Source organism: Acinetobacter sp. YH12241 (genome assembly GCF_013417535.1).
Taxonomy (GTDB): domain Bacteria; phylum Pseudomonadota; class Gammaproteobacteria; order Pseudomonadales; family Moraxellaceae; genus Acinetobacter.
The window spans coordinates 97,499-123,000 of the sequence record NZ_VPDQ01000009.1 but is presented as its reverse complement, the minus strand read 5'-3'; the positions used below and the strand labels follow the sequence as shown (position 1 = coordinate 123,000).

General features: G+C 44.0%; 20 protein-coding genes, 6 tRNA genes and 1 riboswitch. Of the genes, 8 read left to right on the top strand and 18 right to left on the bottom strand.

Going from position 1 to position 25,502, the window contains the following annotated elements; genetic code table 11:
* Nucleotides 1-264: 264 nt before the first annotated feature.
* The 10 genes from FTV18_RS07595 to secA form a co-directional block, all read right to left on the bottom strand.
* Nucleotides 265-341, bottom strand: a tRNA-Pro gene (locus FTV18_RS07595).
* An 18-nt stretch (nucleotides 342-359) separates the two neighbouring features.
* A tRNA-His gene (locus FTV18_RS07590) sits at nucleotides 360-435 on the bottom strand.
* A gap of 78 nt (nucleotides 436-513) precedes the next feature.
* Nucleotides 514-590: transfer RNA gene (locus tag FTV18_RS07585), tRNA-Pro, on the bottom strand.
* 18 nt (nucleotides 591-608) lie between these two features.
* Nucleotides 609-684, bottom strand: a tRNA-His gene (locus tag FTV18_RS07580).
* A 36-nt stretch (nucleotides 685-720) separates the two neighbouring features.
* Nucleotides 721-797, bottom strand: a tRNA-Arg gene (locus FTV18_RS07575).
* 35 nt (nucleotides 798-832) lie between these two features.
* Nucleotides 833-909, bottom strand: a tRNA-Pro gene (locus FTV18_RS07570).
* Nucleotides 910-1,063: 154 nt separating this feature from the next.
* A complete protein-coding gene (gene nadA, locus FTV18_RS07565; RefSeq protein WP_179993243.1) occupies nucleotides 1,064-2,131 on the bottom strand; it encodes a quinolinate synthase NadA in 1,068 nt (355 codons plus the stop codon).
* A 152-nt stretch (nucleotides 2,132-2,283) separates the two neighbouring features.
* Nucleotides 2,284-3,504 carry a bifunctional glutamate N-acetyltransferase/amino-acid acetyltransferase ArgJ gene (gene argJ, locus FTV18_RS07560; RefSeq protein WP_180017126.1) on the bottom strand — a complete coding sequence of 407 codons (1,221 nt, stop codon included), beginning with the start codon at nucleotides 3,502-3,504 and terminating at the stop codon, nucleotides 2,284-2,286.
* A 154-nt stretch (nucleotides 3,505-3,658) separates the two neighbouring features.
* Nucleotides 3,659-4,012: a hypothetical protein gene (locus FTV18_RS07555; protein ID WP_104426583.1), complete on the bottom strand. Its 354-nt coding sequence runs from the start codon at nucleotides 4,010-4,012 to the stop codon at nucleotides 3,659-3,661.
* A 153-nt stretch (nucleotides 4,013-4,165) separates the two neighbouring features.
* A complete protein-coding gene (secA, locus tag FTV18_RS07550) occupies nucleotides 4,166-6,892 on the bottom strand; it encodes a preprotein translocase subunit SecA (protein WP_180017128.1) in 2,727 nt (908 codons plus the stop codon).
* A gap of 331 nt (nucleotides 6,893-7,223) precedes the next feature.
* Here secA and FTV18_RS07545 point away from each other — a divergent pair, with 331 nt between their 5' ends.
* Nucleotides 7,224-7,865: a peroxiredoxin gene (locus FTV18_RS07545; protein WP_104426585.1), complete on the top strand. Its 642-nt coding sequence runs from the start codon at nucleotides 7,224-7,226 to the stop codon at nucleotides 7,863-7,865.
* A gap of 466 nt (nucleotides 7,866-8,331) precedes the next feature.
* Nucleotides 8,332-8,922, top strand: coding sequence for a dual specificity protein phosphatase family protein (locus tag FTV18_RS07540; protein WP_180017130.1), 591 nt, complete (start codon nucleotides 8,332-8,334; stop codon nucleotides 8,920-8,922).
* A gap of 5 nt (nucleotides 8,923-8,927) precedes the next feature.
* On the opposite strand, the gene FTV18_RS07535 is transcribed toward FTV18_RS07540, so the two are convergent.
* From FTV18_RS07535 to trpA, 4 genes are read right to left on the bottom strand one after another with little or no spacing between them, the layout of a single operon-like run.
* Nucleotides 8,928-9,956 (bottom strand): SPOR domain-containing protein, encoded by a 1,029-nt coding sequence (locus FTV18_RS07535; protein ID WP_373683637.1) that lies wholly within the window; start codon nucleotides 9,954-9,956, stop codon nucleotides 8,928-8,930.
* The gene (gene folC / locus FTV18_RS07530) at nucleotides 9,947-11,230 is read right to left on the bottom strand and encodes a bifunctional tetrahydrofolate synthase/dihydrofolate synthase (RefSeq protein WP_180017132.1); all 1,284 of its coding nucleotides are present in this window, start codon (nucleotides 11,228-11,230) and stop codon (nucleotides 9,947-9,949) included. Before folC ends, FTV18_RS07535 begins: the two co-directional genes overlap by 10 nt.
* Nucleotides 11,227-12,123 (bottom strand): acetyl-CoA carboxylase, carboxyltransferase subunit beta, encoded by an 897-nt coding sequence (gene accD / locus FTV18_RS07525; protein WP_034169942.1) that lies wholly within the window; start codon nucleotides 12,121-12,123, stop codon nucleotides 11,227-11,229. The genes folC and accD overlap by 4 nt, the downstream gene beginning before the upstream one ends.
* Before the next feature lies 1 nt (nucleotide 12,124).
* The gene (gene trpA / locus FTV18_RS07520) at nucleotides 12,125-12,925 is read right to left on the bottom strand and encodes a tryptophan synthase subunit alpha (protein ID WP_004782187.1); all 801 of its coding nucleotides are present in this window, start codon (nucleotides 12,923-12,925) and stop codon (nucleotides 12,125-12,127) included.
* Between the two features lie 365 nt (nucleotides 12,926-13,290).
* Here trpA and FTV18_RS07515 point away from each other — a divergent pair, with 365 nt between their 5' ends.
* Nucleotides 13,291-14,622 carry a Na+/H+ antiporter NhaC family protein gene (locus tag FTV18_RS07515; RefSeq protein WP_159124158.1) on the top strand — a complete coding sequence of 444 codons (1,332 nt, stop codon included), beginning with the start codon at nucleotides 13,291-13,293 and terminating at the stop codon, nucleotides 14,620-14,622.
* 40 nt (nucleotides 14,623-14,662) lie between these two features.
* On the opposite strand, the gene FTV18_RS07510 is transcribed toward FTV18_RS07515, so the two are convergent.
* Nucleotides 14,663-15,700, bottom strand: coding sequence for an AraC family transcriptional regulator (locus FTV18_RS07510; RefSeq protein WP_180017134.1), 1,038 nt, complete (start codon nucleotides 15,698-15,700; stop codon nucleotides 14,663-14,665).
* Nucleotides 15,701-15,840: 140 nt separating this feature from the next.
* Between FTV18_RS07510 and FTV18_RS07505 the strand changes: the two genes are divergently transcribed.
* The gene (locus FTV18_RS07505; protein ID WP_180017135.1) at nucleotides 15,841-16,719 is read left to right on the top strand and encodes a metal-dependent hydrolase; all 879 of its coding nucleotides are present in this window, start codon (nucleotides 15,841-15,843) and stop codon (nucleotides 16,717-16,719) included.
* 64 nt (nucleotides 16,720-16,783) lie between these two features.
* Here FTV18_RS07505 and FTV18_RS07500 read toward each other — a convergent pair whose 3' ends face one another.
* From FTV18_RS07500 to FTV18_RS07490, 3 genes are all read right to left on the bottom strand, one after another.
* Nucleotides 16,784-17,776 carry a DUF2804 domain-containing protein gene (locus FTV18_RS07500; protein ID WP_180017136.1) on the bottom strand — a complete coding sequence of 331 codons (993 nt, stop codon included), beginning with the start codon at nucleotides 17,774-17,776 and terminating at the stop codon, nucleotides 16,784-16,786.
* A 362-nt stretch (nucleotides 17,777-18,138) separates the two neighbouring features.
* Nucleotides 18,139-19,383: a tryptophan synthase subunit beta gene (trpB, locus tag FTV18_RS07495; RefSeq protein ID WP_004782182.1), complete on the bottom strand. Its 1,245-nt coding sequence runs from the start codon at nucleotides 19,381-19,383 to the stop codon at nucleotides 18,139-18,141.
* A complete protein-coding gene (locus FTV18_RS07490; RefSeq protein WP_180017137.1) occupies nucleotides 19,364-20,008 on the bottom strand; it encodes a phosphoribosylanthranilate isomerase in 645 nt (214 codons plus the stop codon). Before FTV18_RS07490 ends, trpB begins: the two co-directional genes overlap by 20 nt.
* Before the next feature lie 143 nt (nucleotides 20,009-20,151).
* Nucleotides 20,152-20,362, top strand: a riboswitch (cobalamin riboswitch).
* 37 nt (nucleotides 20,363-20,399) lie between these two features.
* Between FTV18_RS07490 and FTV18_RS07485 the strand changes: the two genes are divergently transcribed.
* The 4 genes from FTV18_RS07485 (at nucleotide 20,400) to FTV18_RS07470 (ending at nucleotide 25,367) form a co-directional block, all read left to right on the top strand.
* Complete coding sequence (locus FTV18_RS07485; RefSeq protein ID WP_179993254.1) at nucleotides 20,400-22,238, top strand: TonB-dependent siderophore receptor; 1,839 nt, start codon at nucleotides 20,400-20,402, stop codon at nucleotides 22,236-22,238.
* Nucleotides 22,239-22,332: 94 nt separating this feature from the next.
* Complete coding sequence (locus FTV18_RS07480; RefSeq protein ID WP_179993255.1) at nucleotides 22,333-22,917, top strand: cob(I)yrinic acid a,c-diamide adenosyltransferase; 585 nt, start codon at nucleotides 22,333-22,335, stop codon at nucleotides 22,915-22,917.
* A gap of 145 nt (nucleotides 22,918-23,062) precedes the next feature.
* Nucleotides 23,063-23,776 (top strand): glycerophosphodiester phosphodiesterase, encoded by a 714-nt coding sequence (locus tag FTV18_RS07475; RefSeq protein ID WP_104495371.1) that lies wholly within the window; start codon nucleotides 23,063-23,065, stop codon nucleotides 23,774-23,776.
* Between the two features lie 424 nt (nucleotides 23,777-24,200).
* Nucleotides 24,201-25,367 (top strand): acyl-CoA desaturase, encoded by a 1,167-nt coding sequence (locus FTV18_RS07470; RefSeq protein ID WP_104495369.1) that lies wholly within the window; start codon nucleotides 24,201-24,203, stop codon nucleotides 25,365-25,367.
* The last annotated feature ends 135 nt before the right edge of the window (nucleotides 25,368-25,502 follow it).

Here is a 25,502-nt window from a genome sequence, read left to right as displayed (position 1 = left end):
TGAAGAATGAAGAATGAAGAATGAAGAATGAAGAATGAAGAATGAAGAATGAAGAATGAAGAATGAAGAATGAAGAATGAAGAATGAAGAATGAAGAATGAAGAATGAAGAATGAAGAATGAAGAATGAAGAATGTACGATCAAGTCTGAACTAATACATTTTAATCTATTTTTATTTTGATTGCTAAATTTAATTCGTAGTTAAATTTCAGACATAAAAAAACCGCCTAACGCGGTATCTATATAATTAATCATTTTTATCGATGGTCGGAGCAGTAGGATTCGAACCTACGACCCCCTGGTCCCAAACCAGGTGCACTACCAGGCTGTGCTATGCTCCGATGTTCAACTCAAAGAGTTGGGGTGAATGATGGGATTCGAACCCACGACAACCGGAATCACAATCCGGGGCTCTACCAACTGAGCTACATCCACCATTACGGTGTCTTCATTATTTAGACATAAAAAAACCGCTTGACGCGGTATCATTTATCTTAACCACCATGAAGAAGATGGTCGGAGCAGTAGGATTCGAACCTACGACCCCCTGGTCCCAAACCAGGTGCACTACCAGGCTGTGCTATGCTCCGATGTTCAACTCAAAGAGTTGGGGTGAATGATGGGATTCGAACCCACGACAACCGGAATCACAATCCGGGGCTCTACCAACTGAGCTACATCCACCATTGCCTTGGTTCTTAAATATCAAGCCACCAAAAATGGCGCGCCTGACAGGATTCGAACCTGTGACCATCCGCTTAGAAGGCGGATGCTCTATCCAACTGAGCTACAAGCGCTTTACTGATGATTCTCACCATCCGCCTTGAAGAATTGGTCGGAGCAGTAGGATTCGAACCTACGACCCCCTGGTCCCAAACCAGGTGCACTACCAGGCTGTGCTATGCTCCGATTCATCTCAGCTTTCGTATCAAGCTTATCGCTTGGTACGGTGTGCATTCTAGGCGTGACGCCATAAGACGTCAACACCTATATTTAAAAAAAATCAAAAAAACACTTCAAGCGTTTATTTATCAAGCATTTCAGACATTTTTTATACAAAATCTTAGCGTTTCAAGCTGGCACTAAAATCCAGCATACGATCTAAAGGCAGTTTGGCTCGTTGAGCTAATGCGGGGTCAACATGAATCTCCTGATCACGATGTTGTAGAACATGCAAGATTCCATCTAGCTCGTTCATGGCCATCCAAGGACAGTGTGCACATGAACGACAGGTTGCTCCTTCTCCAGCGGTTGGAGCTTCAATCAAAATCTTATCTGGCACAGCCTGCTGCATTTTATAGAAAATACCGCGATCTGTTGCCACGATCAAACGCTGATGTGGCAAGGTTTGAGCTGCCTTGATTAACTGAGAAGTACTTCCGACTGCATCAGCAATTTCTACCACAGACATCGGTGATTCTGGATGGACCAGCACTGCCGCATCTGGATATAAGGCTTTCATATTAGCAATTCCGCGCGAACGAAATTCTTCGTGGACGATACACGCGCCATCCCAAAGCAGCATGTCAGCACCGGTTTTATTCTGGATATAACGCCCTAGATGCTGATCCGGTGCCCAGATAATTTTTTCACCTAAACTATCGAGGTGTTCAATAATCTCAACTGCACAACTTGAAGTCACGACCCAGTCAGCGCGGGCTTTAACCGCAGCCGAAGTATTAGCATACACCACTACAGTATGATCAGGATGCGCATCACAGAATTTGGTAAATTCTTCTACCGGACAACCCAAATCCAGTGAACAGGTCGCTTCAAGAGTTGGCATCAGGACGGTTTTTTCTGGTGAAAGTATTTTTGAAGTTTCCCCCATGAACTTAACCCCAGCTACCACCAAGGTCGATGCGGGATGGTCACGTCCAAAACGCGCCATTTCCAATGAATCGGACACACAGCCACCAGTCAGTTCTGCCAGTTCCTGTATTTCAGGATCACAATAATAATGTGCAACTAGTACTGCATTCTGCTTTTCCAATTCGGCTTGAATCTGTGCAAATTTTTCCTGTTTGGCCTGTGCACTGATCTGATGCTCTTTGGGTTCTCCTAAACGATCTAAATGCGCCTGCACAATCGATTTGGCTTCATTGGCTATTAATTTGGTCGCATCATTCATAACAACTCTTACTCTACCCTCATGGTTCATTATTCAACGAACCTTTCACCCTACATCCCGGTCATCTCTAGCAAAATACTTTTTTGACCAGTCATTAAAAATCATAAGATATAAAAAAAGCCCCACAACGGAGGCTTTAGAAACAATCTGAATTATGAACGATAATCAGCATTGATCTTCACATAATCATAGGACAGGTCACAGGTATAGACTGTATCTTTTGCTTCACCACGTCCAAGATCAACACGAATCGTCATTTCAGCTTGTGCCATCACACGTGCACCTGCCTCTTCGGTATAGTCTGCTGCAGCACCACCATCCTTGCAGATTTGTACATCATCTAACCAAACCTGAATTTTTGCAACGTCTAAATTCGCCACACCTGCATAACCGATTGCAGCCAGAATACGTCCCCAGTTTGGATCAGAAGCAAAGATCGCAGTTTTCACCAATGGAGAATGCGCGATGCTATAGGCCACGTCACAGCATTCCTGAGTATTGGCACCACCTTCTACGGCCACAGTAATAAACTTGGTTGCGCCTTCACCATCACGCACAATCAATTGCGCAAGGCGTTTCATGGTACGCATTAATACCTCAAGCACAGCTGCATAACGCGGATCTTCAACTGATGAAATTTCTGTTCCACCGGCCTGACCTGTAGCAATAAAAATGCAAGAGTCATTGGTTGAGGTATCCCCATCAATGGTAATGCGGTTGAATGACTGATTCACTGTCTCAGATAAAAGCTGTTGAACCAGTTCACGGCTGATTGGCACATCAGTCGCCACATAACCTAGCATAGTGGCCATATTTGGGCGAATCATGCCGGCACCTTTGGAAATCCCGGTCATGGTATAAGTAATGCCGTCCAGTTCGAACTGTTCAGATGCACCTTTTGGTGTAGTGTCTGTGGTCATGATGCCGGTTGCCGCATCGATCCAGGCATCATCACGCAATGACTCTAATGCAGGCTGCAAACCATTCAGAAGACGCTCCATTGGTAATTGTTCGCCAATCACCCCTGTTGAAAATGGCAATACTTCTTCAGCTTTCACGCCTGCAAGTTCAGCCAGTTTGGCACAAGTGGCTTCAGCATTCGCCATACCTGTAGCACCTGTACCCGCATTAGCATTTCCGGTATTAATCACTAAATAACGTGGATTACCTGCCGCCAGATGTGCTTTAGAAACATGCACAGGGGCAGCACAAAAAGCATTCTGGGTAAATACACCTGCAACATTGGAGCCTTCAGCCAGTTCAAATATCACCAGGTCACGTCGGTTCTGATAGCGTACATACGCTTCTGTCGAACCAATTCTCACCCCTTTTACCACATGCATCTGTGGCATAGATACGTCACCAACTGCCATTTTTAAATGTCCAATATTGAAGTTTCAGAAAAATACAGCTTAGTTGATCTTCATTAAAAAATCGAGCCAAAGCCAGATGAACACTCACTTTTCTTATGGTTTTTCACAATAAAAAACCAGTCATGGTGACTGGTTTTATTAAACTGGATCAAACTTAGTTTTTAGCCAGCTGGGTTGATTCACTCAATAAAGCTTGTTTCGCCTGTTGCTGACTTGCCGCAGAAAGCGCTGGGTTAGAAGCAACAATACGGTCAGCATTCGCTGCATTGGCTGCTGCAATCGCTGCAGTCTGCAAAACGATTGGACGGTTTGAATTATTAAAGGTATAGCGAATGCCAGTACGCGGACTTGCAATGGTCACCTGACCATCTGTACCCGTCTGAACCTGAGCCGTAGTTGGACCAATGGCCTGCTGAACTTTAGCAGGTGTCGTTGTTGCTGTTTCAGCAAAACTTAAAGTCGGGATTGCCAAAGCAGCAACCATCATCGTTTTTAATACTTTTGTCATTGTTTCTTCCACTTTGCGGTGTTCAATCTGCCATTAAATACCATTTAATCCGGTACAGTGCAAACAGTATTCATCAGCTGAAAAGTCCATATACATAAAAAGATCAGGACCATTTGGTCCTGATCTTTTTATAGTTTAGAAACTTAGCAGAAATTAGATCTTGCCATGACACTGTTTGTATTTCAGACCTGAACCACATGGACAAGGTGCATTACGGCTTGCCGGTGCTTCAAAGACTGGTGCAACCGGATTGGCCTGCGCATTTTGTTCAGTAGTGATTGCATCTTCTTCAGCCAGTAATCCATCAAATTCCTGATGAGATAACTGCAAACGCATCGCTTCAGCCTGTGCCTGCTGCTGTGCTTCCATTTCAGCCAGCTCTTCAGGTGTTGGCACATGGATACGTGACAGATCAGTGATCACATCAGATTTAATGACACCCAGCATGTTTACAAACAGGTTGTAGGCTTCTTTTTTGTATTCCTGCTCTGGATTTTTCTGTGCATAACCGCGTAAATGAATACCCTGACGCAGGTAATCCATCGCTGCCAGATGCTCTTTCCAGTGACGGTCCAACGAGTTCAGCATGAAATGACGTTCGAGTGATGCTGCAGATTCAGCACCCATTTGTTCACGACGTGAACGGTAACGATTTACCACTTCTTCAGTAATTCGCTCAACCAGTGCTTCTTCATCTAAACGACGATCCTGCTCTAACCATTGTGCAACTGGCAGATCAATCGATAAGTCTTCACGTAGTGCAAGTTCCAGACCTTCAATATCCCACTGATCATGAATTGATTCAGGCGGAATATAGTTGGCGATCATGCCCTGCATCACTTCACGGATCATCTCTTCGATATAATCCTGCAATGAACTTTCAGCCAGAATCTCATCACGCTGACTATAGATAATTTTACGCTGCTCGTTATTCACGTCATCGTATTTCAACAGGTTCTTACGAATGTCGAAGTTACGTGCTTCTACTTTGCGTTGTGCATTTTCGATTGAGCGTGACACCATTTTGTGTTCAATCGCTTCATCTTCTTTTAAGCCCATCGCACGCATCATGGCAACCACACGGTCACCCGCAAAGATACGCATCAAGTCATCTTCAAGAGACAGGTAGAAACGCGATACACCCGGGTCACCCTGACGGCCCGCACGACCACGCAACTGGTTATCGATACGGCGAGATTCATGACGCTCAGAACCGATAATATGCAAACCACCAGAAGCAAGAACTGCTTCATGATTCGCTTCCCATTCTGCTTTCAGGCGTGCTTCATCTTCAGGGGTTGGGTTTTCAATTTTGGCCAGTAGCGCTTTCCAGTTACCACCCAGCAAAATATCGGTACCACGACCGGCCATGTTAGTTGCAATCGTTACAGCACGCGGTGCACCCGCTTGGGCAATAATATCTGCTTCACGCTCATGCTGTTTGGCATTCAGGACTTCATGTTCAATACCAGCTTCTTTAAGCTTGTCAGAAAGAATTTCCGACGCTTCAATAGTAGCAGTACCAATCAGGATTGGCGCAACACCAGCTTCGTGAACACGTTGAATTTCCTGAATAATCGCGTTGTACTTACCTTCACGATTCAGGTAGATCAAATCGTTCTGGTCATTACGGATCATTGGACGGTGGGTTGGAATGATTACCACATCCAGACCGTAAATTTCTTTCATTTCCGCAGCTTCAGTATCTGCAGTACCGGTCATACCGGATAATTTTTTATACAGACGGAAATAGTTCTGGAATGTGGTGGTTGCAAGGGTTTGGTTTTCCGGCTGGATTTCCAGACCTTCTTTTGCTTCAACTGCCTGGTGCAGACCTTCAGACCAGCGACGGCCCGGCATGGTACGACCGGTATTTTCATCGACGATGATCACTTCACCTTCATGGATGATGTAATGCACGTTACGTTGATACAGATAGTGCGCACGAATCGCAGCAGTCACATGATGCAGCAAATTCAAATTAGAAGCTGAATACAGGCTTTCACCTTCAGCCAGCAAGCCCATTGCAATCAATTCACTTTCAATGGTTTCAAAACCGGTTTCAGTAATTTCAACAGAACGCTGTTTTTCATCAATCCAGAAATGACCGCCATCCGGTACTTTTTCTTCTTTCTGTGCTTTTAACTTCGGTGGAATGCTGTTGATCGCTGCATAAAGCTGGGAGGAGTCTTCACTTTGACCAGAAATAATCAGCGGTGTACGCGCTTCATCGATCAGGATCGAATCGACCTCATCGATAATGGCATAGGTCAGACCACGCTGTTTTTTCTCAGCCAACGAGAACACCATATTGTCACGAAGATAATCGAAACCGAATTCGTTGTTGGTACCGTAAGTGATATCTGCTTTATAGGCTTCAGATTTTTCCATCGGGTTCTGCATGGAATAGATAATCCCAATGCTTAAACCCAAGAATTCGAACAATGGACGGTTTAACTCGGCATCACGTTGTGCCAAATAGTCGTTCACTGTGATGACATGGACACCCTGTCCGCTCAATGCATTGAGATAACAGGCCAGCGTCCCCATCAGGGTTTTACCTTCACCGGTACGCATCTCGGCAATCTTGCCTTCATGCAAGGTAATACCACCAATCAACTGTACGTCATAGTGACGCATTCCCATGACACGTTTTGCAGCTTCACGACAGACTGCGAATGCTTCAGGAAGTAACTTATCTAGACTTTCGCCTTTATTATATCGTTGTTTAAATTCTTCAGTTTTTGCAGATAAGTCTGCATCGCTTAGGGCTGATATCGTCGGCTCGAGCGCATTAATCTTGTCTACGATTTTACGCATGCGTTTGAGTTCGCGCTCATTTTTAGTACCGAAGATTCCTCCGATCAGACTTGCCAACATGTATAGACTCTCTAAATCTTGCTTGTCGATTAAATATGTTCTTAGTCGTTATTATGGTGCTAGAAATTTGAACTACAAGGGTTTTGCTGAAAAACCCCAGAAAAAATCTCATCCTTAGTTCTAGCCCTGAGACCTAAGGCAAAGTAATGTAGCAAATTTTACCCATGCAATATAGTTAATTAGACGACTGATTTGTCAGATTCTGAATCGACAGCCTACTTCTTTATTCGGTTTATTCATAAGAAATTCTAAAAACACTATTTTTAATCATAAAAAAATTGGTTCATATTTATTCTCATCGACACATTACAAGATCAATTGAGGCAAGAAAATGAGTTTACGTTTAGGCGATACCGCACCGAATTTTGAACAGCAATCTAGCGAAGGCTTAATTAACTTTTATGACTTTCTAGGCGATAGTTGGGGCATTTTATTTTCACATCCAGCAGACTACACACCTGTATGTACCACTGAACTGGGCTTTACCGCGAAACTGAAAGACGAGTTTACAAAACGTGGCGTGAAAGCGATTGCGCTTTCTGTTGATGATGTTGAATCGCATCATGGCTGGATCAAAGACATTAATGAAACTCAAGGTACGACCGTTAACTTCCCGATCATTGCTGATCAGGACCGAAAAGTGTCTGAGCTGTATGGTTTCATTCACCCAAATGCCAGCGAAACCCTAACTGTACGTTCTCTGGTAATCATTGATCCAAACAAGAAAGTGCGTCTGATCATTACCTACCCTGCATCAACAGGGCGTAACTTCCATGAAGTATTACGTGTAGTTGATTCTCTTCAGTTAACCGACAACCATAAAGTCGCAACCCCGGCTAACTGGCAACATGGCGATGATGTAGTGATTGTGCCTTCATTAAAAGATGAGGAAGAAATCAAACAACGCTTCCCTAAAGGTTATAAGGCAGTAACTCCATACCTACGTCTGACACCACAGCCTGAGCGAGGATAAGCGAAGCACTGCTTCGCCCGAGCGCAAGAGCCATAGCTATGCTATGGCTGGTAAGGAATTAAAAGGACTCCTTTTTAATTTTGCGCAAGGCAAACGAAGTGCGCAGTATTTGAAACGCTGCCTTAATTTGGCGCAAGACAAGCCAAGCGCGTAGTTCAAGTTAAAACGGAGCACTGCTCCGCCCTGAGGAATATATTCCGCAAGAAGTCCCACGGCTATGCCGTGGGTGCAAGAGGATAAGCTAAATGCTGTTATATCCTTTTTAAATATTAAAAAACCGCAATCAACTCTCCACCATGAAAATGCTAGTCGTCATGCATCAACCATCAATTTCATGCTTAGTTTGATACCCACCGACGAGCCGGGTTTTCGAACTTTTCCATCAAGCCTGTCTTCGGACAGGCTTTTTTTTGAAAAAGCCGATATGCTGTTGAAGAGAATGATTAAAAAGGTGAGTTAGGTTTCAATGAAAAATAATTATGTACTTCTTCTGGTTTCCACGCTTGTTTTATCCGGCTGTACTCCAGCGCTGCCTGAACAGGAACGCCCAATGCATTGGGGACAGGAACTGCATGAAGAACATAATTTTTATCAGATCAGTGATGAACTTTACCGGAGTGAACAGCCGAGCGATGAACTGACACCCTTATTAAAACGATATGACATTAATATGGTGATCAACCTGCGTTCACGCGATAAAGATACGAATGTTTTGTCAAATGAAGACCTCAAGCTTAAACATGTTCCCATTCATACCTGGGCTATGAATCGCGAGGATTTACTGAATGTGATGCAGTTAATCCAGCAGGCACGACAAAATAATGAAAAAATACTTTTACACTGTTATCATGGTTCAGACCGTACCGGTGCCAGTGTGGCCATGTACCGGATTATTTTCCAGAACTGGCGCATTGAAGACGCAGTACGGGAAATGAAGCATGGCGGTTATGGCTTTCATTCCATTTGGCGCAATATTGAAAAATTATTTATCCCTGAAAATGTAAGATGGATTCGCGAGCAACTCACGAATCCATCTACAGAAACTTCGGTTAAGTAAGAGAATTAACGCTTATCTAGCGGCACCCAGTCATTCACCCAGGCTGATTTCATGTTCAGGCTGGCATCAGACGCGATTTTCTTACGCAGTGCATCTGCTGTTTCACGGTCTTTAGATGGACCGACCATGATACGCACACCTTTAGATGTCTGGCTCTTGGTGACCTTGTAGCCTTTGGCTCGCAGTTTGGCCGCAATGGCATCAGCATTGGCTTCATTGGCAGCCAATGCCACCTGCACCATCCACTGTTTATCACTTTCACCTTCAAGAAGTTTACGGGCTTTTTCAGCTTCAGCCTTTTTCTTGGCCTCTTCTGCTTTATGTTTCTCTTCAGCTTTGCGCTTTTCTTCTGCCTTACGTTTTTCTTCAGCAGCTTTATGCTCAGCTTCTTTTTTCTTTTCAGCCGCTTTGTGCTCTTCCTCGGCCTTACGTTTTGCTTCAGCTGCCTTATGCGCTTCTTCAGCTTTACGTTTCTCTTCTAGCTTACGTTTTTCTTCTGCAGCCTTCTGCTCTGCCTGTTTCTTGGCAGTATCAGCTGAAGTTTGGGCTTTTTGCTGCTCAAGTTTCTGCTGTTCTAACTTTTTTTGTGTAGCAGCCTTGTCTTCAGCCAGACGTTTTTGCTTCGTCTGTTCATCTTCTGCCAGCTCAGGTGGAATATTGTCTGAACTTTGCTGTCCCATACGATGGGCATTCAAAGCAGCATATTCTTCAGCCGCACGACGTGCTGCATCTGCCTCAGCCTGCTGTTGCATGGCTAAAAATTCAGCTGCACGAGCTTCCTGTTCAGCTACTGCTTTTTCGCGGTCACGACGCTGCTGTTCCAGCAGACGTTTTTCTGTTTCCACATCGACTGTTAAAGAACCTAATGAATTGTTGACTGTATCTTTTGATTCTACTTCTGCAGCCAGTGCCGGGTTTTGCTGACGATCCTGATGAATTTCATTTTGGCCTTTCAGGAGTAATGCTGCCAATAAAACACCACCACCTAGTAAAACAACGCCACCCATCCAGCGTTGTTTGTTATTCATTGACATTCTTCCAAATACTCCCATACCGCTTCTAAGGTATGAAATGATCCACATACCAAAATCAGCTGATTATTCTCTGTTTCATCCAGCGCTGATTTAAAAGCTAATTTTACATTGTCAAATTGTTCTATCAATTCACCTTGCAATGCATCAGTCAAAAGTGTGACCTCTGCCGCACGTGGTACAGATAATGGTGCAATTTTCCACAAATGAACAGTGTCTTTCAACAACTTGACGACAGAATTTATATCTTTATCTGCCAGCATGGAAAATACACAAATGACTTCTTTATATTTCTTGTTGTAATTTAAATAATTGCGTAATTGTTTTAACAGGAACTCTACCCCATGCGGGTTATGTCCGGCATCAAAAATTACGGTCTTATTCTGAATTTCTCGGACTTCAAAACGCCCCGGCAATTTAGCTGCCTGAATTCCTCCCACAATCGCTGTCTGGTTGACTTCCAGACCACTCAGCAAGATCGCTGCAACCGCTGTCGAAATATTATCCAACGCCAGTGAACCTGTCGGCAATTTTAAAGTCGTACCTGACGATGCAAAGGCCCAGGTTTTGCCATCTTCAAAGGCTTCATAGAAATAATCACGGTTAACTGCATATAACGGCGCATTGCATTCAGCAGCTTTATCCAGAATGGCTTGCGGAATATCTTGCTGACCACCAAATATCACAGGAATATTCGGACGGATAATGCCAGCTTTTTCAAAAGCAATTTTTTCAATGGTGTCACCGAGCCAATCGGTATGATCTAGCCCAATATTGGTGATGACTGCAACATCCGGATTGACCACGTTGACCACATCCAGACGACCACCCAATCCGACTTCCAGCACCCACACATTACACAGTTCATGTTTAAAAATCACAAATGCAGCAAGTGTGGTTGCTTCAAAGAATGACAGGCTTAAATCGCATTCGCGACGTGCCCGATCGACTTCAACAAAAGCATCAATCAGCAACTGGTCTTCGACCTCAACCCCACGTAATTTCACCCGTTCATTAAAACGATATACATGAGGAGACTGATACAGTCCGACCTTAAAACCCTGAGCATTGAGAATGGCAGCCAGAGTCGTGGTCGTTGAACCTTTACCATTGGTTCCGGCAACCGTCAGGACTTTAGCCTCCGGATTGATCACGCCCAGCTTTTCAGCCACAGGAATAACACGTTCCAGGCCTAAATCAATCCCCGTAACGTGAACATGGCTCCAATAATCGAGCCATGTATCAAGTGAATCAGTTGCTAATGGTGCTGTGTTCAAGGCAGGTTCATCAATTTCGTGATAATACGATAAACTGTATCACGTAATGCATGACGGTGAACAATCTGATCGATTACACCATGATCAAGCAAATATTCAGCACGCTGGAACGGTTCGTCCAGCTTTTCACGTACAGTTTGTTCGATCACACGTTTACCCGCAAAGCCGATCATGGCTTTCGGTTCAGCCAGATGTACATCACCCAGCATAGCTAAAGACGCAGTGACACCACCGTAGACTGGATGGGTCAATACCACCACATAAGGCAGACCTGCTTCTTTCAAACGCTGAATCGCTGCTGAAGTACGTGCCATTTGCATCAAAGACAGCATGCCTTCCTGCATACGCGCGCCACCAGAAGCTGCAAAACAGATTAGAGGTTGATGTGTTTCAATCGCACGCTCGGCTGCCTGCACAAAACGGTCACCCACTACGGTACCCATAGAGCCGCCCATGAAGTCGAATTCAAATGCAGTTGCAATCATTGGCACGCCTTTCAGCAGACCTTGCATCACGATCAGTGCTTCAGTTTCACCCGTTTTCTTTTGTGCTTCCGACATACGCTCAGGATAAGCTTTGCTGTCGACAAATTTCAGTGGATCTTTGGCCGTAAATTCCTGACCCATTTCAGTCTGTACCTGATCAAAGAACCAGTTCAGACGGTCACGTGCTTTCATTTTCAGATGTTCATCGCATTGTGGACAAACATAAGCATTAAATGACATTGCAGTACGTGTCACCAAAGCATGACATTCAGGGCACTCAATGGTTGGCTCTGTGAATGTCGCTTTTAGGGTAGTTTGCTCATCAGGTACATGAATGCCCGGAACAATACGCTCCGTCCATGGGGTCGATGGGCTCAGAATTTTGCCTGATTTCACTTGTTGACTCATACTATAACTCATCGAGCGCTGCTCGAAGCTCCTTGACTTTATTCACCGTCGCAATAACGGCTTGTTCTGGCGCGAGGGTTGCAAACTGTTTTACAAACGCACTTCCCACAATAACTGCATCGGCAGCAACACCCATCGCTTTCGCAGATGCAGCATCACTGATACCAAAACCCACGCCTACAGGAACATCTGTCTCTGCCTTAATTTTCTGAATACGTGCAGCTGCTTCAGATACATCTAATGTTGCAGCACCCGTCACACCTTTCAACGACACATAGTAAATAAAGCCACTGGCCTGTTTCACTACATGCTGAATACGCTCATCAGTTGAGGTCGGAGCCAACAGGAAAATCTGATCCATTTCATATTTTTCCAGCACCTGCCCCAAATCTTGAGCTTCTTCAGGAGGAAGATCGACCAGAAGCACGCCGTCGACACCGCATTCATAGGCATAAGCCACAAACTTTTCATAGCCAATGACTTCAACCGGATTGAGATAACCCATGAGTACCACTGGTGTTTCGCGGTCTTTCAAGCGAAATTCTTTCACCATGTGCAGGGCATCCAAGGTATTAGTGCCACCGGCCAGCGCGCGTTCAGCGGCCAGAGCAATCACCGGACCATCTGCCATTGGATCTGAGAAAGGAAGACCCAGTTCAATCACGTCGACGCCAGCGTCCACCATCTGGTGCAGCAAAGGTACGGTTACCTCTGGATGCGGGTCACCAGCCATAACATAAGAAACTAAAGCTTTACGCTGTTGAGATTTAAGTTGTCCAAATCGTGTGGCTAAACGTGACATAGGGCTGAGCTTTCCTTAAGGTGTTTCAAACTTGAGACATTGACTATGTAGAAATACAAGACATCGCATTGTAACGCTATTTTTTGTACATTGAACAGTGTGCAACATCGACCTCTGGCATTTCATTTCCTGTGCGAGGATTTCAGAACAACCCGAAGGGATCTATTTACGATTATTTTGATTTTTTTCTCAATGATCAAAGATGCCTAATTTTGGCATTCCCTAAAATGTTGAATATTTAGATAAACTTATTTTTATCATGGAAAAATTAATAAAAATGCAGATGTTAGCGCATTCATTTAAAGTTTTCTGAAATTGCAAAACCTGTTTTATACTAGCCCCATTCTCTTATTTTTTTATCTCCTATGCAGACTGACTCTGAAGGTACAGTGCAGGCACGCGCCATTGCACTGTTGCCGCTTATTGTATTTTTAACCATCTTTTTAGGTAGCGGGATCTATCATTCTCTGATCGGAACTGAATTTGCGTTTTATCAGATTAAAGCGCCTGTTGCTGCCCTGCCCGCGATTATCTTGGCTGCATTAGTGTATCGTGGCAAACTCAATCAGGGTATTGAAGAATTTCTGAAAGGTGCCAGCCATCCTAACCTGATTCTGATGTTCATGGTATTTATGCTGGCCGGTGCTTTTGCCAGTGTTAGCAGTGCGATTGGCAGTGTTGATGCCACCGTACAGATGGGCCTGTCTGTCATTCCTCCGAGTTTTGTCTTACCGATGCTGTTTGTGATTTCGGCATTTATTGCGACGGCGATGGGTACCTCTATGGGAACCATTGCCGCCTGTGCACCCATTGCCTTTGGCTTTGCACAAGTGACCGAGATTCCGGTGGTTTATGCAATTGGCGCCGTGGTCGGTGGGGCGATGTTCGGTGATAACCTGTCCATGATTTCGGATACTACCATCGCTGCAACCAGCAGCCAGAAAGTGCAGTTACGTGACAAATTCAGCGTCAATGTCTGGATTGCTGTGCCGGCTTCTATCGTCACGATTTTGATCTATATCTTCAATACTGGTAGTTCTAGTCCAGTCGAATACAAGGACTTTAACTGGATTCTAGTCCTGCCTTATATTGCGGTCTTTTTACTGGCTTTTAGCCGTCTGCATGTTCTGGCGGTTTTAACCATCGGTGTCGTGTTATCGGGTTTATTCGGGCTATTTGCTACGCCAGATTTCAATATCCTCAAGCTGAACACTTCCATTTATGATGGCTTTGTCGGCATGTTTGAAGTGGCATTGTTATCCATGTTCCTGGGTGGCCTGTCTGCGATCATGCAACGTGAAGGTGGTTTACGCTGGCTGATCGAACGCATCTACGCGCTGACCCGCTTATTTAAAGTGGGCCGTCAGCGGGCCGGTGAAATCGGGATCAGTTTCTTGGTCGTATTTTCGAATCTGTTTGTAGCAAATAACACTGTCGCGATTATTCTGGCTGGTGATATGGCACGTGAAGTGGCGAAAGAATATGGGGTTGATCCGAAACGTGCCGCCGCCCTGATGGATATTTTCTCCTGTGTGGTACAGGGGCTGATCCCTTATGGCGCACAATTATTACTGGCCTGTTCGATTGCCAAACTTTCTCCAGTCGAGCTAATCGGAGGCGTGTATTATTGCTGGATTCTGGCAATCTTTGCAGTGATCGCGATTGCTTTCCGATACCCTAAATTAAAAACAGCTTAAATTAAGTCATGAGATAAAGCGGCCAATGATGGCCGTTTTTTTATGCCTGATCCTGTTTTAATTGTTTTCTATATTGCAATAAAGTCCTGCCTGTTGCTGCCTTATAAGCGCGGGCTAAAGCGGACTGGTCAGAATAATCCAGTTGTTGGGCGATTTCGGTCAGGCTTAGGGGCTGATGCAATAAGCTTTCACAACGCCTGATCCTTTCCTGTTCCAACAATTTTTTAAAAGAACTACCTTGCTCATTTAGCTGACGCTGCAAGGTTCGAGTCGATACAAACAGTTGCTCGGCCAGCTGTTCAATTTTAATCGCCTGTTGTCTGCTTCTTAGATGCTCCGCAACCACTTTTTGAGCCTGAGTCAAAATACTTTCTACAGGTGGTTTGGCTGCAATCGCTTCTTCAGCCTGACGAATCAATAACTGTAATAACATTGGATCGGCCTGTTCCGATTTCAGGCTCAGTCCCTGTATATCCAGTTCAAAGCCATAATCCTGCTGTGAAAACTGCACTTCCGCAGCATAGAATTTTTGATAGTGAATTCGGGCAATTTCTGGCGCATGAGCAAAACGCACCCGACGCAAGAGCAAAGGATGATCCTGCAAAATAAAACGTCCCAATTGCACCATGGCTGCGATAGTTAGCTCATTCAGCAGGTTATAACGCTCATCCTGATAAATCCAATACAATTCAATACTCTGCGCATGCTGTCTTAGTTGCAATGGGACAAATTCACTCCCATCAATGACCAGTCGCTGAAAACGCATGATGTAGCCGATGATCTCAGGAATACTGCTGCTTTTAGATACCATATAGCCCAGCACACCAAAATGTTCTGGCCGAATGCACTGCACAATTTCAAAAATTAACTGTGGACACGCTAGCTGTTTTTGGGTTCTTAACAGGATGCTATTGAGAAAATCCAGCGGAACTTGTGCATCAAAAGGCTGATCAATCAGTCCAATGAGCTGAGGTCGTAGATCTGCAAGAAACTTTGCGGTTAAAGGTTCTATATTTAAGCTACGTAAATAGGTGGCCCATAGCTGGATATAGCCATTGGAGATTTTGATGTCCTGCATGAGCGCGTCCCTGTCTCCGCTGCGAATGTATATTTTATTTTTCTCTGGCGTAAAATGTATAAAAATTGGCCATATCTGTCAAAACAATTTGTGCAATTCTGAACATACTGTCAGCATCTCCAGAAAAAGAATGAAAGCAGATGAACGCACCTTTAAAATCTTCTGTACAGCCTATGGTACGCAGTAATCTTGATTTTAAGCTGAGTGAAATTCCGCGTTACTGGTTTGGTGGCGATCCATTCCTGACCCGTATGTTTGATGCACTGAGTCTGACCTTTCCAGACGGTGAACGTTATTTCATTCAGAGTGTGCGTCTGTTCCATGACCAGATCAAAGATCCAGATCTGCAAAAACGGGTAGCTGATTTTATCCGTCAGGAAGCACAGCATGGTATTGCCCATGACAAGATGAATAACCTGATGCGGGAACAAGGCATGCCGGTTGATCAGTTTATTCAGCGTCTGAACTACATGATGGACTATGACCTGAAGAACCGTTCACCTGAGTACAATATTGCAGTCACTGCAGCCGCAGAACATCTGACCGCGCTCATGGCTGAAACTTTTTATGGACAAAAAGATACTTTAAGAAATGCCCATCCTTTTGTTCGCGCCATGTTTGCCTGGCATGCGATTGAGGAAATGGAACATCGTGATGTTGCTTTTGATGTGATGAAAGATGTGGCAAAAACGCCAGAATGGCTGCGTCAATATACTTTGCTCATTACGACTTTGCTGATGTTTGGTTTTACCATTTACCGTGCCAATGTCATGCTTAAACATGATGGCTTTAGTTCGCTGCAACGCTTGCAAATGAATATCCGTGGCCTACCTTGGTTCTTTGGCAAAAAAGGGACTCTGACTCGTATGGGTAAACAGTATCGTGACTGGTTTAAAAAGGATTTCCATCCATCCCAGCACCCAGTGATTGCTCAATATGAGGTTTGGGTAAAAACGCTGGCAGAAACCGGTGACCCGATTCAGGCAGGAGAAGCCTTCTGGCAAGCTGCAGAAGATTAAATCTAGAAATCAAAAAGCCTTCATAATCGAAGGCTTTTTTAGATTTAGAAGTTGGAAAAATGAATTACCATTTAGCATAGTGCTGTTCTAAAAGTCCATATTCATTGACCAGTACAATATCTTGGCCATCTTGTCGGATAGTACCGGATACTTTTGCTTGCCACTGGCTAAACTGGCTGCCGACCAGACGCAGATTCAGATTTTCATAACGGCGCCAGCCTGTGTGTACATTCAGGTTCAAGCAGCCATCCAATGACTGGATGTTCCAGCGTTCGTCAGATTCCTGCTGAAATAACACATCCGCCACAGGATAAATTTTGCCATTTACCCACAAACAGTTTTCATTACCAAAGCTTTCATTGACACCGGAAGCGAGATTGATCCCGATACGGTTACGATTGGCATCCCAGAAATTACAGGACAACCAGAACCAGGCAGTTTCAGGACGCAAAAAGCCACAGGTATCATCCAGAGAGGCGAAGGTGCGCTCATTAAACTGGATGGTTTCACCTTGCTTATTTACGAAATAACCTTCACAACCCAAAGTGGTCAATTTCTGGGTATAGGTCCAGCCATTAATTCCGGTCGGACTGCACATACTCAGCGGATCTGTACCTGCACAGAAAATTCGGGCACTAAGCTTGATTTCACCATATTTGGTCACATGGATATAACGCACCCCATTGGCATGCTGGATATCAATCTGAAAGGGAGATTTGTGAAAATAACTATGATTAAACAATGGCTGTTCATCTAGCACCGTATTGCGCGAGAAGAAATTGATCGCATTCCATTCCTGCACTTCATTGGTGCTATGGTTATAGATATAGAAAAAACTGTGCCCGGCCCAAGCGATATCCGCAATTGCAAGGCCAATCGTATAATGCTCGTGTTGAATACTACAGAATTTAAATTTTTTATATTTTAGTTGTTTACGCCAGCCAGTCAGTACATCACCATAGGGATTTTTGTACTGGTACGCATGGTAATCAATACTTTTTGGAATTTCCTTGAAACGTCCGTAACGTGGTTGTCCATTTTCCTGAATTAAATCCATTAAGACATTCCATCTCAATCAAAAACTATTTTTGCTTGGAGCTATTATGCCGATTATTGAGATTTGATAAAGAATTTTTTAAAACCGTTCGTCAGCTCTTCCGGCCAATTCTGCTTAAAACAACCATTTTAATTTTCTGAATGAGAAACTGATTTTTTGCTGTTTTATCCAGAACTTGAATAAATTTTATTCTATTTTGAACCAGATTGCTTCTTCCTCTTCATCTTTAAAAATTTTCTTATCTATAAAAATAAAAAAATCGTACTGAATAGCTTCAATACGATTTTTCTTAATCCACCCTGCCCTCCTTTTAGAAAGGAGGGCTTTCTTTCCTCTTTGAAAAAGAGGGGTCGGAGAAAATTTTACATCTCAACCATTTCTACGCCATCAATACGGGCAACAGTCATCAAGTCTTTATCACCACGACCAGAAACGGTCGCAATAATGATTTGATCCTTGTCCATGGTTGGGGCAAGTTTAGTGACATAAGCCATCGCATGTGAGCTTTCAAGCGCAGGAATGATCCCTTCGATCTTGGTTAGATCACGGAAACCTTGTAACGCTTCCTGATCATTGATCGGCACGTAGTTCACGCGTTCCATATCTTTCAGGAAGCTGTGTTCCGGCCCTACACCTGGATAATCCAGACCGGCAGAAATCGAATGCGTTTCAATGATCTGACCTTCTTTATCAGACATCAGATAAGTACGGTTACCATGCAGTACACCGACGTGACCCGCATTTAGTGGTGCAGAGTGCTTGCCAGTTTCAATCCCTAAACCTGCGGCTTCAACACCATACATTTTCACATCCTGATCGTTCAGGAATGGATAGAACAAGCCCATCGCATTTGAACCACCACCGACACAAGCGACTAACGCATCTGGAAGGCGACCTGCCTGTTCCTGAATCTGACGGCGTGCTTCACGGCCAATGATGGACTGGAAGTCACGAACCAATTGTGGATATGGATGTGGACCTGCCACGGTACCAATCACATAATAAGTTGAGTCAACATTGGTGACCCAGTCACGCATTGCCTCGTTCATGGCATCTTTTAATGTTTTAGAGCCACTTTCTACAGGGACAACTGTTGCACCCAGTAGACGCATACGGTAAACGTTCATCGCCTGACGTTTCACGTCTTCAGCACCCATGAACACCACACATTCAAGACCTAAACGTGCTGCGATGGTTGCCGTTGCTACACCATGCTGACCGGCACCAGTTTCTGCAATAATGCGTTTTTTGCCTGAAAGTTTAGCCAGTAAAGCCTGACCAATTGTGTTATTTACTTTATGTGAGCCGGTATGGTTCAGATCTTCACGTTTCAAGTAAATTTGCGCACCACCCAACTCTTTTGACCATCGCTCAGCATGATATAAAGGACTAGGACGACCTACGTAGTAGGCTAGATCACGGTCGAATTCTGCCAGAAACTGTTCATCATCTTTCATGCGGAAATAAAGCTTTTCCAGATCTTGTAAAGCCGCCATCAGAGTTTCTGACACAAAACGCCCGCCATGGATACCGAAATGTCCACGCTCATCCGGGAATTGGGTATAGTCAATCACGGGCTTGTTGTGATTAGTACTTTGCTGATCCACGATGGACTCCTTGCATAAAGCGTTCTATGAGTTGTTGGTCTTTTATACCTTTTGCGGATTCGACACCACCACTAACATCAACAGCGTAAGCCTGTGTGGTGTGAATTGCTTGCTCGATATTGTCCGGGTTTAAGCCCCCAGCCAGGATCAAGGGAATATCTAATTGAGGAAAGGTGCTCCAGTCAAAGCTGTGGCCGGTACCACCTTTTAAATCAGGATGCCATGCGTCTAACAGTACTGCGCTGGCCCCTGCTGTCTGATAACGTTGAATCTCAGCGACTACGTCCAGATCAGGTTTGACCTGAATCGCTTTATACCAGCGACGCCCAATCTGCTTTGCGATAACCTGACATTGTTCAGGGCTTTCATCACCATGAAACTGCAGAATATCCAGCGGAACAGTTTTTAAAATATCCTGGATGTCATCTGCCGTACTATTAACAAATAAGCCCACCACTTGAATATAAGCTGGCACTGCTTTGACCAGCACTTCAGCCTGTGCCTGAGTCACGCTACGTGGGCTCGGTGAATAGAACACGAATCCAATGGCATCACAGCCGGCATCAGCAACAGCTCGGACATCTTCAACTCGGGTGATTCCACAGATTTTGGCACGGGTTCGCATATAGTGTTGACTCTGATTTACCAAGATATCAAGTAATCTATGAGATTGGGGTGAATCATTGTAATGCAAATCATCGATCTTGCGTAAAGTTCATACGGATTATTCTTGATCTTGATTGTTTAAGTCATAAGCAGACTTTATACTTGCCACAATTTGCAACGAGTCAAGGCCTTAAGGCTTTAGGGAAGTTGGTGCAAATCCAACGCTGCCCCCGCAACGGTAAAAAATGAAAAGCTTGTCTTTATAAATCCTCAGGATTTACACCACTGCATCAATATGTGGGAAGGTGGATAAGTAAGTATGTTTCAATACTGCATTTAAGTCCGGATACCTGCTTGTTGTGTTCTTTAACTCAATCATTCACGGGGAGTGAATGTATGGAGCACATCTCATGTCTATTCCATTTCAACCTACTACCTTGGTAGGTGCGATCGCACTTGCGTTGGGTTTTTCCTCAGCAGTTCATGCTGCAGAGCAAAAAGTTGCACAAGCAGCTTTAGATACCATTGTGGTGACCGCTACCCGATCTGAAGAAAAAATTGAAAATGTGCCAGCCCGGATTGCGATTATTGAACCGGCTGTTCTTGAGCAATCACCGATTAAGGCTCTTCCGGATTTATTACAAACAGATCCCAGCATAAATGTGGTGCAGTCAGGTGGGTATGGCCAGCAAACTTCTCTGTTCTTACGCGGGACTAACTCCAATCAAGCTTTGGTTTTACGTGACGGCGTTCGTTTAAATACCGCAACTACCGGTGCAGCTTCTATTCCGTTTCTGGATACTACAGACCTCAAGCAGATTGAAATATTAAAAGGTCCCGCATCCGTGCTGTATGGGACAGATGCGATTGGTGGTGTAATTCAGTTCGTCACCAAAACACCTGAAAAAACCGGTGCTTTTGTATCTGGCGAGATGGGTGAAAACCAGACTTATAAATCACTGGTCGGTGCAGACCTCACAGAAGACGGAATCTATGCACAGATTCGTGGCCAGATTTTAGAAACTGATGGCACTCCCGTATTCAACATGAATGACAGCCGTGACTATAGCTATGACCAGAAAGGCTATAGTGCAAAATTCGGTGTTGAAAAAGAGCGTTATGCTGCATCTCTAGATTACAGCCAGAATTCAGGAAATGGCCAATATAGCGATTGGGGTGCCTTTTCCAGCCAGAATTTCAAAAATGAAATCGTCAATTTAAAAGGCCAGATCCATCCTACTGAAACCACGGCCATTCATGCACGACTTTCCCAATTTAAAGATGACTTGAATCAAGTGACATCTAACAGCTTTGTGCACAGCACGACACAAGAAGCTGAAATCTATGGTAAATGGAATTTTAGCCCGGCACAGAATGTTTTATTAGGTCTGACCCAGCGTAATACAGATGCCAAGACTCAAGCACTTGATGAAGATATCAATTCAACCGGTTATTACCTCCAGCATCAATACCAGAATCATGGTTTCAGTACCCAACTCGGTCTGCGTGTCGAAGATAATGAAAAATTTGGTACGCATACGGTGGCACAAGGCGGGATTCGTTATCAGCTGCTTCCGAATACCAGCATTTATACCAATATCGGTTCAGCTTTCAAGGCACCCACTTTAAATGATATGTATGCCTTTGGCGGCAATGATCAGCTCAAACCTGAAGAAAGTATTTCTTATGAACTGGGAATTGATCAAAAATTACCATTCAATATTCTGGTTGGCGCATCAGCTTTTCATACGGAAGTCGATCACCTGATCAATTCAACCTGTATCAGCACTTGTGACGGTGACTGGGTCAACACCTTCCCTGTCTATCAAAACCAGAATATTGATGAAGCCAAAATGACAGGTGGTGAATTAACGGCACAATGGAAAAAAGATCAATTCTTCATTAATGCCGGTTACACATACGTCAAGACTGAAGATAGCAAACAGAATACCGAGCTGCTGCGTCGTCCGCGTCAGTCCTTCACTGTTTCCACAGGTCTGCAAAATGCCGATTATGGTCTAAGTGCAGCATTGGTTGCGAAATCAAAAGCCAAAGATTTTGCTCGTGACATTCCAGGCTATGCACGTGTCAACCTGAATGCTTACTGGAATATCAATCCAACCGTGAAGCTCTTTACCAATATTGAAAATATCGGTGATGTGAAATACAAAACTGTGCATAGTGCGGGCGACCAATACTATATCAATGGTGGCCGTCTGGCTTCCGCTGGTGTCACTTTCAAATACTAGAACCAGCCAATCTAAATAAATACTTTTGAGAATCATGTCATGCCTATGGCATGATTCTTTTTATTTACAGCATTTAATCATTTAAGGAACTCTCATGGGTCACCGTTTAAGTAAAATTTACACGCGCACAGGCGATTCGGGCACTACCGGACTGGGTGATGGTTCACGTGTAGCCAAAGATGATTTGCGTATCATAGCGCTGGGTGATGTCGACGAACTGAATGCCATCATTGGGGTTTTACGTGCACAAATCGCGGCAAGCAGCATTCAGGATAAAGCGACTTGGGATAAATCTTTAAGCCTGATCCAGCACTGGTTGTTTGATCTGGGTGGTGAAGTGTGTATCCCTGGCTTTAACCTGGTTCAACCAGTCTCGATTGATTTTCTGGAAAATGACATCGATCGTATGAATGAAGCTTTGCCGATGCTGAAAGATTTTATTTTGCCTGCGGGTACTTTAGTTTGCAGTTTTGCTCATCAAGCCCGTGCCGTGTGCCGTCGTGCAGAGCGCAGCGTGATGTCAGTTCACTCACGCGACCAGAATATTCAGGCGACTTCCCTGCAGCTATTAAATCGCCTATCTGACTGGCTGTTTGTGGCTTCACGCACCTTGCAACGTGTTGAAGGTGGTTCTGAGGTGTTATGGCAAAAAAATATCAACGAAACCATTGATCAATAAATCCGCTAAAATGTATTAAATTGCACGGAAAATTCTGCGCCAACAGTATTTGCAACAAAGTGTTTCAGGCGCAGAATATTGCAATACTCCTGTCACAACTCTTCATCATTATGTTTTCATCTTCACTTCTTCAGGTTATCGCAGCATGCGCATAATTGGACATCGCGGTGCGCGTGGGGAAGCACCTGAAAATACACTAGGCGGTTTTCAATATATTCAGGATATCGGGATTCGCGCAGTCGAATTTGACGTACGCCAGCTTAAAGACAATGCCCTGATCATCATGCATGATGATAATTTTGTACGCACTACCGGTTTGCAAAAGCCCCTCTACGAATGTAGCCGTCAGGATCTCAGTCAATATAATCACGCAGTAAAATGGTCAGAATGGAACAAGGTCGAAGCCACTCCTATGCTGGATCAGACCTTAACCGTGATTCATAACTTTGACCATATTGAAGTTGAAGTCAAAAGTGTAGCGAGCCAGGCCGATGCTGAAAAAATCACGCTTGAGCTTGAACAGCAGTTACAGGGTTATGAGCAGTCAGTCGTGATTACCAGTTTTGATCCTAAAATCCATCAGGCTTTGCAACAGCAAAATTCCAGTTTAAAACGCGGCCTTCTGATTGAAACAGATGTGAAATATCAGGCGATTGATCAAGCTTTAGAACTTGGCTGTTGTCAGATTGGCTGGATGAATGAACTGGCCAGCAAAGATATTATTCAGGCCACACAAGCTGCCGAACTCACCATCAGCGTCTGGACCGTAAATGATGTTAATCGTGCCAAAGAATTACGCGACTGGGGTATTCAGGGTCTCATTACCGATTATCCGAAGTTAATGATGCAACATCTTTAAATGACCCAAAATGCAAGATTCTTTATATAGATTATTTTTCTTTAAGCCTTGAAAAATCATTTAAAGAAGAATGCCTGTCTGTAATCTTGTTTAACTTTGGGTTACGGGTTTGCTTACAAATTTATTTCTCTGCAATCTAGTAGAAAAAATGAACATTCACTTAACTCATTTTAAGAAAATAAATTTGATTAAAAGCTTCAAAAATCTCAGTGATTTACTCGGAAATCAGAGCCTGTCTAGCCCGCGAAAATGGTAGTTTTCATCCTACTTATTCTGTTACCGATAAGTACAATACAACCGTACAATAATGCTAGTGATGCCCTAGGGGGCGTGCTAATATGAATGACTTAACCGCTGTTAAAATAAACAATAGCGGCCTCTGCTTTTTGTTATACCTTCCCAGGTTCCAGGAGTGCTGTTGGAGATGAATGCTCCCCTACCTCAAGCCCCAATTAACTGGGTCGCTGTGTTTGCTCTGGTAGTTTTACCCATTGTAGCTGTTATCGCGATTCCGTTATATGCGTATCACCATGATTTTAGCCTTGCCGCTTGGATCAGTATGTTTGTTTTGCTCGGCGTTAGCAGCCTGGGGATTACAGCGGGCTATCATCGTCTTTGGGCACATCGTGCTTATGAAGCGACTTTACCTTTAAAAATCATTTTAATGATCATGGGTACCTTTGCCGTGCAGAACAGTATTCTGTACTGGGGTTCAGGTCACCGTACCCATCATCGTCATGTCGATGACGTGGAAAAAGACCCATATTCAATTAATAACGGCTTCTGGTATGCACACCTGGGCTGGATGCTGCGTGACTATCCTGCTGCAGAACCAAACTACAAGAATGCACCAGACCTGCAAAACGACAAAGTCGTTATGTTCCAGCACAAATACTATGTGCCTCTAGTAATTGCAGTACATGCTGCGATTCTATTGCCAATTGGCTGGGCTGTAGGCGATGTCTGGGGTGTATTATTATTGGGTGGTCTGGTTCGTTTAATCCTGAGCCATCACGTGACCTTCTTCATTAACTCACTGTGCCATATGTGGGGTTCACGTCCTTATACGGATGAAAACACTGCACGTGACAACTTCTGGTTAGCAATTGCAACTTGGGGTGAGGGTTATCATAACTACCATCACATCTTCCAGTACGATTACCGTAATGGCGTAAAATGGTGGCAATATGACCCAACTAAATGGTTAATCTGGACTTGCTCTAAACTGGGTCTGGCTAAAAATCTGCGCCGTATTCCAAGCTTTAATATCAAAAAAGCTGAACTGGCAATGAAGTTTAAATATGCCGAGCAGGATCTGGCGGTATACGGCCATAATGTCAATGAAGACATTATCAATGTGAAAAGTAAAATTGCTCAGGAGTATGAAGCCTTTACTCAAACATTGAATGACTGGGCCAAACTGAAAGAACAGGAAATACAGGTGAAAAAGGCGGCTGTAGCAGAAAAGATTCACCAGATGGATGACAAACTTAAAGTTGAATTCCAGCTGGTTGAACAGCGTCTTTCCCATCATCGTGAAACACTGAATCTGTTAGTACGTAATTTGAAAAAAGCGCCTGTCTCTCAATAAGATTTAGATTCTCAAAAAAGCTCCTGAAATCAGGGGCTTTTTTTTATTTCTACTCGTCTTACTTATACTTTCCTTTTACAACAGTTTTAAACAGAGATCTTTGTTATATTGCTTCTATTGCCTAAGTATTTTAAC